This is a genomic window from Edaphocola aurantiacus, from assembly GCF_019797745.1.
Taxonomy (GTDB): domain Bacteria; phylum Bacteroidota; class Bacteroidia; order Chitinophagales; family Chitinophagaceae; genus Edaphocola; species Edaphocola aurantiacus.
Window position 1 is genome coordinate 612,994 of record NZ_VOSI01000004.1, and the last position, 9,975, is coordinate 622,968.

The following is a 9,975-nucleotide window of genomic DNA, read 5'->3' on the forward strand; positions in this document are numbered from 1 at the left end:
TTTTTTATTTCCATTTAAATGCTTACCTTTAAAGTGTGGGGGGCGGGCCGCGGGCCGCCCCAACACTTTTATGATATTTAACCGGGAAGAATTACTTCTTCTTTAATTTCAGGATAGAGAAGTCAGTATCGACTGCCTTAATTGTATTGGTCAGTACACCCATTTGCTCCACTTCCAGCACTACCTCATCATTAGGTTGCAGCCATTGTGGCACCGCATCAGGATTGTTCAGTTTGGCAGTACCATTCAGTTCCAGGAAGCAACCTGTACCTACTGTACCACTACCGATCACATCACCAGGCAGGATGTCCGCACCATAAGCACAACGCTCCAGGATCTCTGCAAATGTCCAGTCCATATCACCCACATTACCTTCGCTTACCTGGATACCGTTTACTTTACAAGTCATTTTCAGGTTGTAATTGTTGCCGGTATGGTTTGGTTTCGCTGGTATTTTGAAGGCTTCCAGTTCGTCAGGAGTAATCATCCATGGTCCGATTACAGTAGAGAAATCCTTACCTTTCGCAGGTCCCAGGTTCAGTAACATTTCCTCCATCTGCAGGGTACGGGCACTCATATCATTCATGATACAATATCCTGCAACGTAATCGTCCGCTTCTGCAGCAGTGATGTTACGGCCTTTTTTACCCACAACTACCGCCACTTCCAGTTCGAAGTCCAGCTTGTCGAAATGGTCCGGCATACAGTCAATTGCACCTGGCCCCTGAACTGCATTGTGATTGGTGAAATAGAAAATAGGGTATTGATCAAATTCTGCAATCATCTCTACACCACGGTTACGGCGTGCCGCAGCTACGTGCTGACGGAAGGCATAACCATCACGGCAGGAAGTAGGGCGGGGTACCGGAGCCAGGATATGCGCTGCATCGAAGTCAATGCTGTCAACCGATACAGAACCGGCTTCCAGTGCAGCAACCGCTTTTTTAGCAGCTGCAAAGTTGCTTTCCCATTGGTCCAGCATACCCATCATGGTATTTGGCAAAGCCGCATCCAATGCATTGGTATTATATAATTTGCCATTTAAAAGAACGGCACTTTGTTCTTTTCCGTTTTGCAGATGAGATACAAATTTCATTGTATAAATAAGTTATGTTTTTGATTCAGAATGTCCGGCAAATTTAAGTTTTAATTTGCCATTCGACTGAATAATATTTAAATTGAGAAAAATAATTTATGACGAATGAAGAGCTGTGTTTATATGGATTATTAGGCTTGCTGTTTTTACTGATAATCTTTTCTATGGCCTATTATAGCAGGCGCTTTGGAAGTATAAACATAATTGTTGCCTGCATTTATATCCTACCGATGTTATATGGATATTTGCACTCCCAGGAATATTTGATGCATAATATCTGGTATAATTATATGCTAGTATTTTCTATTAGCCATATTGTGTTCGTATTGATTTTTATGCTCTTTAAATACCTGAAGAATGAAAATTTAGCGAGTATACTGTACAAATCTTCCAAATTAATATCGATACTGGCTGCAATGTGGTCAGTGCCATTTATAATCATTTCCGGCAATGAATTTCTTACGAAAAATAGCTTTGGGTATATGCCTTATCGGTCTGTTCTTTTTGGAATACACGCGTTATTGTGTTTCCTGATGTACCTGTTCGCTATCAAAAGAAAATATTTGCCTTTGGGGTGGATTGTCCTTTTTCTGATCATACAAATTGGAGCAATGGCCATCTTCAGCAAAAAATATATTGCTTTGGAACTAGTCGTAATGATTGCTGTATTTGGGCTACAGATACCTAAGAAGCGCGAGCATAGGATAGTAAATATTTAGCGGAGATAAGGGTATGATTTTCTATTTATTTACATTACATAAAAGCATAAGGCGTTCATATATGAACGCCTTATGCTTTTATGTAATAGTTTATTGATTTACACGAAAAATTTCATTTTCCATACACCCAGTACCGCCTCTTTAATAATGCCTTTCGACATTTTGGAGGCACCCAGTACACGGTCTGTGAAGGTAATCGGCACTTCCTTGATCTTAAAGCCGGCTTTCCAGGAGCGGTATTTCATCTCGATCTGGAAGGCATAGCCGATAAAGCGGATCTTATCAAGCGGTAAGGTTTCCAGTACTCTGCGGGTGTAACATACAAATCCTGCAGTGCTGTCTCTTACCGGCATCCAGGTAATCAGGCGGGTATAAAGAGAGGCTCCTTTTGACAGGAATATCCTGTCTGCAGGCCAGTTCTCCAGCTTGCCGCCCTTTACATAACGGGAACCGACACTAAGGTCTGCACCACCATCATGGCAGGCTTCGAATAAGCGGGTAAGGTCTTTGGGATTATGGGAGAAATCGGCATCCATTTCAAAAATATAATCGTAGCCTTTACTCAGCGCCCATTTAAATCCGTGAATATAAGCCGTACCCAATCCCAGTTTGCCGGAGCGTTCTTCAATAAATAATCTACCGGTATATTGCTCTGCTATCAGTCCTTTTACAATCGTGGCAGTACCATCCGGAGAGCCGTCATCCACGATCAGTACATGGAAATCTCCTGGTAAGTCCATAACCGCAGCAATGATCAGTGCTGCATTCTCTTTTTCGTTATATGTAGGTATAACGACCAGTTTTTTCTCGTTGTGCGTATTTGCTGCCAATTCTTCTGCTATTATTTTTTGAGTAACATCGTGTTCAGGATCTCAGAAATGCATTGTTTGGTATTCAGCGCAAAGTCCGATTGCATCATCCAGTCGTAATACTGAGGCTCTTTACGGAACACCTCTGTTACGGCTGTACCTTTATGCTTACCGAAATTAAACACCGGGATACCATTCTTCAATATTATTCTGCGTGCATAGTCAACAAAATCATCTCCGCCGGTAAATTTATGCAATTCATCCACATTATTGTGAACGGTCTGGTCATATTTATCCAGCTGTGCCTCCAGTATCTCAATTGTGGCCTCCACATCTGCCAGGGCAGCATGTGCATTCTTATGCTCTTTCTGGCAATAGAAATTATAGGCAGCGCTTAAGGTACGCGGCTCCATTTTGTAGAATACCTGTTGCACATCTACCAGCTTTCTCTTCTTAAAATCTACATTCACACCTGCTCTCAGCAATTCTTCGGCCAGGCATGGGATGTCAAATTTATTGGAATTATAACCACCTAAATCACAATTTTTTATAAAATTGAAAATCTCATGGGCTACTTGCTTAAAAGTAGGGGCATCTTTTACATCCTCGTCACTTATTCCGTGTATTGCAGTTGTCTCTGCCGGTATTGCTCTTTCCGGGTTGATTCTGTTTACATACGTTTCCCTGCTGCCGTCCGGATTCAGTTTCACAATAGCAATTTCGATAATTCTGTCTTTTGCAGGGTCTACACCGGTAGTTTCCAGGTCAAAAAATGCGATTGGTTTCTCTAGTTGTAACTGTGCCATATAAATGTTTATCTTATGTAAAACGACTATTGTCATAAAATCAATAGTCGTTTACTGCTTTGGTTATAGTATCAGGACTGTAGCAGTCCTTTAGCTTATGCTTCCGGATTAGGTTCTGGTTGATCTGCAGATCCGGTCTCATCATTATTTGCTGGTGTTTCCCCGCTTGATGCACCTTCTCCATTTACAACCTGGCCTTCTTCTCCTTCTTCTGCAATCTCCTCATTCTCGTTCTGCTCCGAGATGCGGGCAATAGCTGCGATCTGGTCTTTAGCGTCGAGATTGATCAGCTTCACACCCTGTGTAGCTCTACCAGCTTCCCGTACATTTTCTACCTTCATACGGATGGTTAAGCCACTTTTACAGGTAATCATCAGGTCATCGGTTTGGTTTACAGAAAGTAAGCCGGCCAGAGATCCTGTTTTATCACTGATGTTCATCGTCTTAACCCCTTTACCTCCACGATTGGTAATGCGGTAGCTTAATTGATACAGTTCTTCTGCTCCATCTTCGTTTTTCAGGGTAAATGCTTTCTCACGATCTTCCTGAGAGGCATCTTCGCCGATCAATTCAAAGAATGGCGTACGTTTACCCAGACCGTTTTCAGACACAACCAGTACATGTTTATCACGATCTTTAGGATCTTTGGATAAGCATATCATACCGATTACCTCATCATTAGCTCCCTCCAGTTCGATACCGGATACACCAATGGCACCGCGTCCGGTAGCCCTTACTTTATCTTCATTAAAGCTGATCGCACGACCAGATTTAATCGCCATCATAATAAAGCTTTCACCATCTGTAAGTGCAGCATCCAGCAGCTGATCACCTTCATTGATCGTAATAGCATTCACACCGGTCTGGCGCGGACGACTGAAGTCTTTCAGTTTGGTCTTTTTGATGATACCCTGTTTCGTACACAGTACGATATTATGTTTTTCTACGAATTCTTCATCATCCAGTTTCGGAACATCAAGGATGGTGCGGATCTTATCATCCTGAGGTAATTGTATTAGGTTCTGGATCGCACGACCTTTGGCATTTTTATCTGTTTCCGGAATCTCGTAAACTTTAAGCCAGTAACATCTTCCCTTTTCTGTAAAGAATAATAAGGTATGGTGTGTAGAGGCAATGAACAAATGTTCCAGGTGATCTTCCTCACGGGTTTTGCCACCCATAGCACCACGTCCACCTCTTTTTTGTGATCTGTAATCTGCTACAGACGTACGTTTGATATAACCTAAGTGAGAAATGGTGATCACCACATCTTCTTCTTCGATCAGGTCTTCGATACGCATTTCGCCGGCTGCATATTGGATTTCAGTACGACGTTCGTCACCGAATTTCTTCTGCACTTCCAGTAATTCACCTTTGATAATATCGAAACGGATATGCTCATTATCCAAGATTTCTTTCAAACGGCTGATTGTTTTCTGTAATTCTTCATATTCACTTCTGATCTTGTCAATTTCAAGACCGGTAAGTGTACGTAAACGCAGTTCCAGTATAGATTTTGCCTGAATTTCTGTCAGACCGAAAGATGTCATCAGTCCTTCGCGCGCATCATCCGGAGTTTTGCTTTCACGGATAATTCTGATCGCTCTGTCCAGGTCATCCTGTGTACCGATTACTTTCATGTAACCTTCCAGGATATGTGCACGTTTCTCCGCTTCTCTTAATTCAAATTGTGTTCTGCGGGTAACAACCACATGGCGGAAACCAACGAACTCTGAAATCATATCTTTCAGGTTGAGTGTTCGTGGGCGACCATTAACCAGGGCTACATTATTGATACCATATGATGTTTGCAGTTCACTGTATTTGTACAGCTGGTTAATGATAACCTGTGCTACCGCATCTCTGCGCAGCTCAACCACCACACGGGTACCGTCTTTATTCGATTCGTTGGCCACATGGGTGATACCATCGATGATTTTATTATTTACAAGATAACCGATTTTTTCGGCCAGTGCATCACGGCTTACCTGGTAAGGTACTTCTGTAATAACAACCTGCTCTTTACCATTCTTCATGGTTTCCACGCTTACCTTTCCGCGCAGTACCACACGACCTCTTCCGGTCATGAAGCCTTGTTTGATGCCCTCGATACCAAAGATGATACCACCGGTCGGGAAATCCGGAGCCTTTACATGATGCATCAGCTCATCTATAGTGATTTCTTTATTTTCGATATAAGCAATACAACCGTTGATTACTTCGGTAAGGTTATGTGGCATGATGTTCGTAGCCATACCTACGGCGATACCACTGGAACCGTTAACCAGTAATTGTGGTACACGGGTAGGGAGCACAGTCGGTTCCTCAAGACTATCATCGAAGTTAAGACCAAAGTCAACCGTTTCTTTTTCGATATCTTCGATCATACTCTCTGCATAGCGTTGCATACGTACCTCTGTATAACGCATAGCTGCCGGACCATCACCATCCTGAGAGCCAAAGTTACCCTGACCATCAACCATCATATAACGCATGCTCCATGGCTGTGCCATACGCACCATGGCGTCATACACAGAAGAGTCACCATGCGGGTGATACTTACCCAAAACTTCCCCTACTACACGGGCAGATTTCTTGTATGGCTTGTTATGCGACATACTCAGTTCATTCATGGCGTACAGTACACGTCTGTGTACTGGCTTTAAACCATCTCTCACGTCAGGAAGAGCGCGACCTACGATTACCGACATTGAATAGTCGATATACGCCGTCTTCATCTGTTCCTCGATATTAACCGCTACAATTCTGTTTTCTTGTTCACTTCCGTCTGTAGGAAGCATATCGTTTGTGTTGTCGCTCATTATCTTCGCTTAAAAAGTCTCGCAAATATACGCTATTTCAGCGGTCGAAATACCATATATTAAAGCTTTTTCCACATTGTTGAAAACTACTTTCCTGTGGGGGTAAAGTAGTTTGCTTTTATGGGAAATAATTGTATTTTGCGTCCTAAACTTATAACTTTTCAACCTTTTAAAACAACTCTTATGTTTGCATTTCTCGCAGGATTCTTATTCTTCTTTTTCGCAATATTCCTGGTTATTGCGATCTTATATCTCTTAAATCTGCAAAACACGCTTAAGGCAGCGGCTCCGGAAAACAGGAAGATGCCACCGGCTAATGTATGGTTGCTGCTGATTCCGCTGTTTAATATCTATTGGATGTTTGTAGTGGTAAAGCGTATTTCAGAAACTATTGCTGCCGAATACCAGTCTAAAGGACAGGCTTTATCTAATGCGAAACCTACCTATAACGTAGGTATGGCTATGGCAGTGCTTTCCGTTATCAGTTCCCTGATATCTATCATTACTTCTCCAAATCGTATGAAAGAAACGGAAATGGCGATGCAAGGTGTGGTAGTGGAATCTCAATCTTCTGGTTTGCAGATGGTGAGTGGCCTGATCAGCTTAGTCGTATTAGTACTGTGGATCGTACACTGGGTACAGACTGCAGGCTATAAAAATAAAATGAAAATGCTGCCGAATAATAAAGGCAATGACAGCCAGATATTCCAGGGTATGTAATCAATACAAGTATTTTAAAACAATAAAGGGGAGCCACTGGCTCCCCTTTATTGTTTTAAAATACTCAGCCCGATTGCACAGCGCAGGCATTGTTTCGGAAGACAATAATGTTCATAAAGTTGTATCAGCGCCTGGGAGGTATATGCATCACTGATACCAAAGCCACATTGTTTCCACAGGTTCGTAATGTGATTTTCTTCTGGTGGCAGTGTGCGGAGCTGGGTAGATAAGGCCTCCGTGCGCTCTGAATTTCCGATATACCGGTCATATAGTATCCGGATGGGTATAACCGCGTTGATCAGCAGGTTTTGAGCCATCTGTCTGCCTATGATCTTTTCTTTATGGATAGAGGTTTTTTCAAACACATAATGCTGTTTCCAGTATTCACTCACATTGACCTGTAACAGAGACCGGACCTGTGCTGCAGAAAGCGCAGGTTTGCTGATAAGCTGATCAAAAAGATGCCGGCTTTTATGGATCAGCATGGCAAATTGTGCAATGCGTATTGTCGGAAAATGGGCAGGCCTCATCCGCAGAAATTTCCATTCATGACCTTGCATACCGGTAAGCCCGTATTTCTGGCGAAAGAATGCGTAATGTACGGTCAGTTCTATGGTATAAGGCCCTTGGGCCTGCGCCGGTAATAAGCCCGCCTGGCCGAAGAGTATGGCCTCCAGGTGCGGAAGATTATCTCGGTGCTTTGCCAGGATTGAAAATGGGGTAGAAGTGGCCAGTTGCAGAAATGCCTGGTTGTTTACAGCGGCTCCGAAATACCGTGCCAGTTGCAGATAAAACAGTTGGTGCCAGTCATTGTGCTGCTGCTGTAAATGGGTGTTTAGTATGCTGGTCTTTTGCTCCCAGCGTTCATGCAATAGACGGTCTATCCATTGTGTCCATACCAGATCCGATATATTTCGTTCAAGCGGGGCACATGATATACCCGTTTGCCGGCTCATCAGTTTGTTATAATGATCCAGTAATCTATGGTTGATCTTGCCGGAGAGGTTCAGTACAGGAAAGTTTCCCTGAGTACAGGGACTATCTGCCTCCAGCACAACATGCAGGATAATATTCTGGTATTGACGATTATGCTCATGCCCGTGCCGGGTCCAGTCACTTTCTTTCAAGTGTAGTTCTACATTGCCTACCCAGATCGTGTTCCCTATTCTGATTCTTGCGCCGATGAAGTCAGGGCCGGCGTCCCGGTTGGCTATTCCCGGTCGCAGGATTGTTACGGTTCTTCCATCCTGGAGACAGAGCTCAGTTATATCAAATAGAGCATACTCCCAGATAAACTGGAATAATTTTTCATTCATTAAGGAGGTGTTTAGTTATGGGGAAGGTAGGATTTTTTACATAAAAAAAGTGCGGATTCCGAAGGAATCCGCACTGGATATGTTTAACTGATTAAAAATTAAGCGATTGCTTTAATTTTTCTAGTCAGTTTAGATTTTAAGTTGTTTGCTTTGTTTTTGTGGATAACGTTGCGTTTAGCTAATTTATCGATCATGGAAATTACTTTAGGTAATTTCTCAGTAGCTACTTCTGTTTCATTAGTAGCTAACAAGTTACGAATGGCATTACGTGTAGTTTTGCCATAGTATCTGTTGCGCTCACGACGCTTTGCAGCTTGTCTTACGTCTTTACGGGTTGCTTTATGATTTGCCATTGTAAAATGTTGTTATAAAATTTGGACTGCAAAGGTATATAATTATTTTCATCTGTCAAACTTTTTTTATTTTTTTTGTTATCATAGTTATTTTTGACCCTGATAACATATACCTTGACCGGGATAATCCGGTGATTTTTATGACAATAGCAAAGATACGGGCATTTATATTAAGACATAACTTACTTAAATTTTTATTTTTCGGTAACTACTTTTATGCGTTCTGTGCGGTGGCCTTATCGCTTGAGTCTCTTTATGTCCTGGGTCTGGCTGCAGTGGATCTTCATTATCTGCTCATGCTCTTCCTGGGTGTTATTGTATTCTATACCCATGCTTATCGTTCGCTGGATAAGACAGACGAGGCTAGTGTCTTTCAAAACCCCTTCTATCTGCAAAGAACATTATGGTATATACGTAATGGACGGCTGGTAAGAGTGCAGCAGTTTTTGCTGGCAACGATCATTGCCATTGCCACCATATATTATTATTGGCCTATCCTGAATGCCGGTATGATAACCAGTGCCGAATATGTTTCCCTGGGATTGATAATGCTGCTGGCCCTGGCATATGTAGGACTGGGTTCTTTTAATATACGACGTTACGGACTGCTCAAGCCATTGGTGATCGCTGTCTTATGGAGTGCATTGGTTTCCTGGTTTCCTGTGCTGACGAGTCTGTGGGTAAAGCGACAGCATCAGCAGGTGCAAGCCTCCTTCGTTTTATTGTTTCTGTATAATACTATATATATACTACAGCTTTGTATCCTGTTTGATATTAAAGACTATGCTGTGGATGCCCGCAGCCGGTTACGAACCTTTATTGTATGGCTTGGACTCAAACGTAGCATACAATATATAATCATGCCATTGTATATAGTAGCATTGTTATGCTGGTATATACTGGCTACCACATTAGGATACCATTCTGTACAGCTTGTATTGGGATATATACCACTCGCAGCACTGGGGTGGGTGATTTATAAGCTCAGGAGCCCGCAACCACTCCTGTTTTACCTGTTTATTGTAGACGGACTGATGTTATTAAAGGCCCTTATCGGGATTTTAATCAGTAAAATGTAGGCAAATACGTCTATTCTCCTCCCTTTTCTTGCATTTTACTTATATTTTAAAGAATATGTGTGGTCTGTAATGTATGCTGGTATTGTGTTATGATAAAAAGTGATCAGATGTATTAGGTGTAAAATAGTAAAAAGATTTGTTTAGGATTTTAAATGGTTCTATCTTTGCACTCCCTTACGGAAACGGGGGTTGCTCTTAATATTGGATGGGAAGTGAGACTGGGATTGGCTTTGAGGTGTTTTTGGAGGTTCGGAA

Annotated in this window: 8 protein-coding genes; 2 read left to right on the forward strand and 6 right to left on the reverse strand. The window is 42.3% G+C overall.

The features are described 5' to 3' along the window. Positions 1–91 precede the first annotated feature (91 nt). The 4 genes from FTD44_RS14740 to gyrA form a co-directional block, all read right to left on the reverse strand. On the reverse strand, positions 92–1,096 hold the full coding sequence (locus FTD44_RS14740; protein ID WP_129019451.1) for a fumarylacetoacetate hydrolase family protein: 1,005 nt from the start codon (positions 1,094–1,096) through the stop codon (positions 92–94). An 817-nt stretch (positions 1,097–1,913) separates the two neighbouring features. Then, complete coding sequence (locus tag FTD44_RS14745) at positions 1,914–2,645, reverse strand: polyprenol monophosphomannose synthase (RefSeq protein ID WP_129019450.1); 732 nt, start codon at positions 2,643–2,645, stop codon at positions 1,914–1,916. A gap of 11 nt (positions 2,646–2,656) precedes the next feature. Beyond that, positions 2,657–3,430, reverse strand: a complete 774-nt coding sequence (locus tag FTD44_RS14750; RefSeq protein ID WP_222167147.1) for a 3'-5' exonuclease — start codon at positions 3,428–3,430, stop codon at positions 2,657–2,659. A 95-nt stretch (positions 3,431–3,525) separates the two neighbouring features. Continuing rightward, complete coding sequence (gyrA, locus tag FTD44_RS14755; protein ID WP_317196843.1) at positions 3,526–6,252, reverse strand: DNA gyrase subunit A; 2,727 nt, start codon at positions 6,250–6,252, stop codon at positions 3,526–3,528. A gap of 183 nt (positions 6,253–6,435) precedes the next feature. On the opposite strand from gyrA, the gene FTD44_RS14760 reads away from it, so the two are divergent. After that, on the forward strand, positions 6,436–6,972 hold the full coding sequence (locus FTD44_RS14760; RefSeq protein ID WP_222167148.1) for a hypothetical protein: 537 nt from the start codon (positions 6,436–6,438) through the stop codon (positions 6,970–6,972). Positions 6,973–7,019: 47 nt separating this feature from the next. On the opposite strand, the gene FTD44_RS14765 is transcribed toward FTD44_RS14760, so the two are convergent. Together FTD44_RS14765 and rpsT are read right to left on the reverse strand one after the other, a co-directional pair. After that, positions 7,020–8,288: a DUF2851 family protein gene (locus tag FTD44_RS14765; protein ID WP_222167149.1), complete on the reverse strand. Its 1,269-nt coding sequence runs from the start codon at positions 8,286–8,288 to the stop codon at positions 7,020–7,022. A 98-nt stretch (positions 8,289–8,386) separates the two neighbouring features. Further along, positions 8,387–8,641 carry a 30S ribosomal protein S20 gene (gene rpsT / locus FTD44_RS14770; RefSeq protein WP_222167150.1) on the reverse strand — a complete coding sequence of 85 codons (255 nt, stop codon included), beginning with the start codon at positions 8,639–8,641 and terminating at the stop codon, positions 8,387–8,389. 140 nt (positions 8,642–8,781) lie between these two features. Here rpsT and FTD44_RS14775 point away from each other — a divergent pair, with 140 nt between their 5' ends. After that, on the forward strand, positions 8,782–9,720 hold the full coding sequence (locus FTD44_RS14775) for a UbiA prenyltransferase family protein (RefSeq protein ID WP_222167151.1): 939 nt from the start codon (positions 8,782–8,784) through the stop codon (positions 9,718–9,720). Positions 9,721–9,975: the final 255 nt, after the last annotated feature.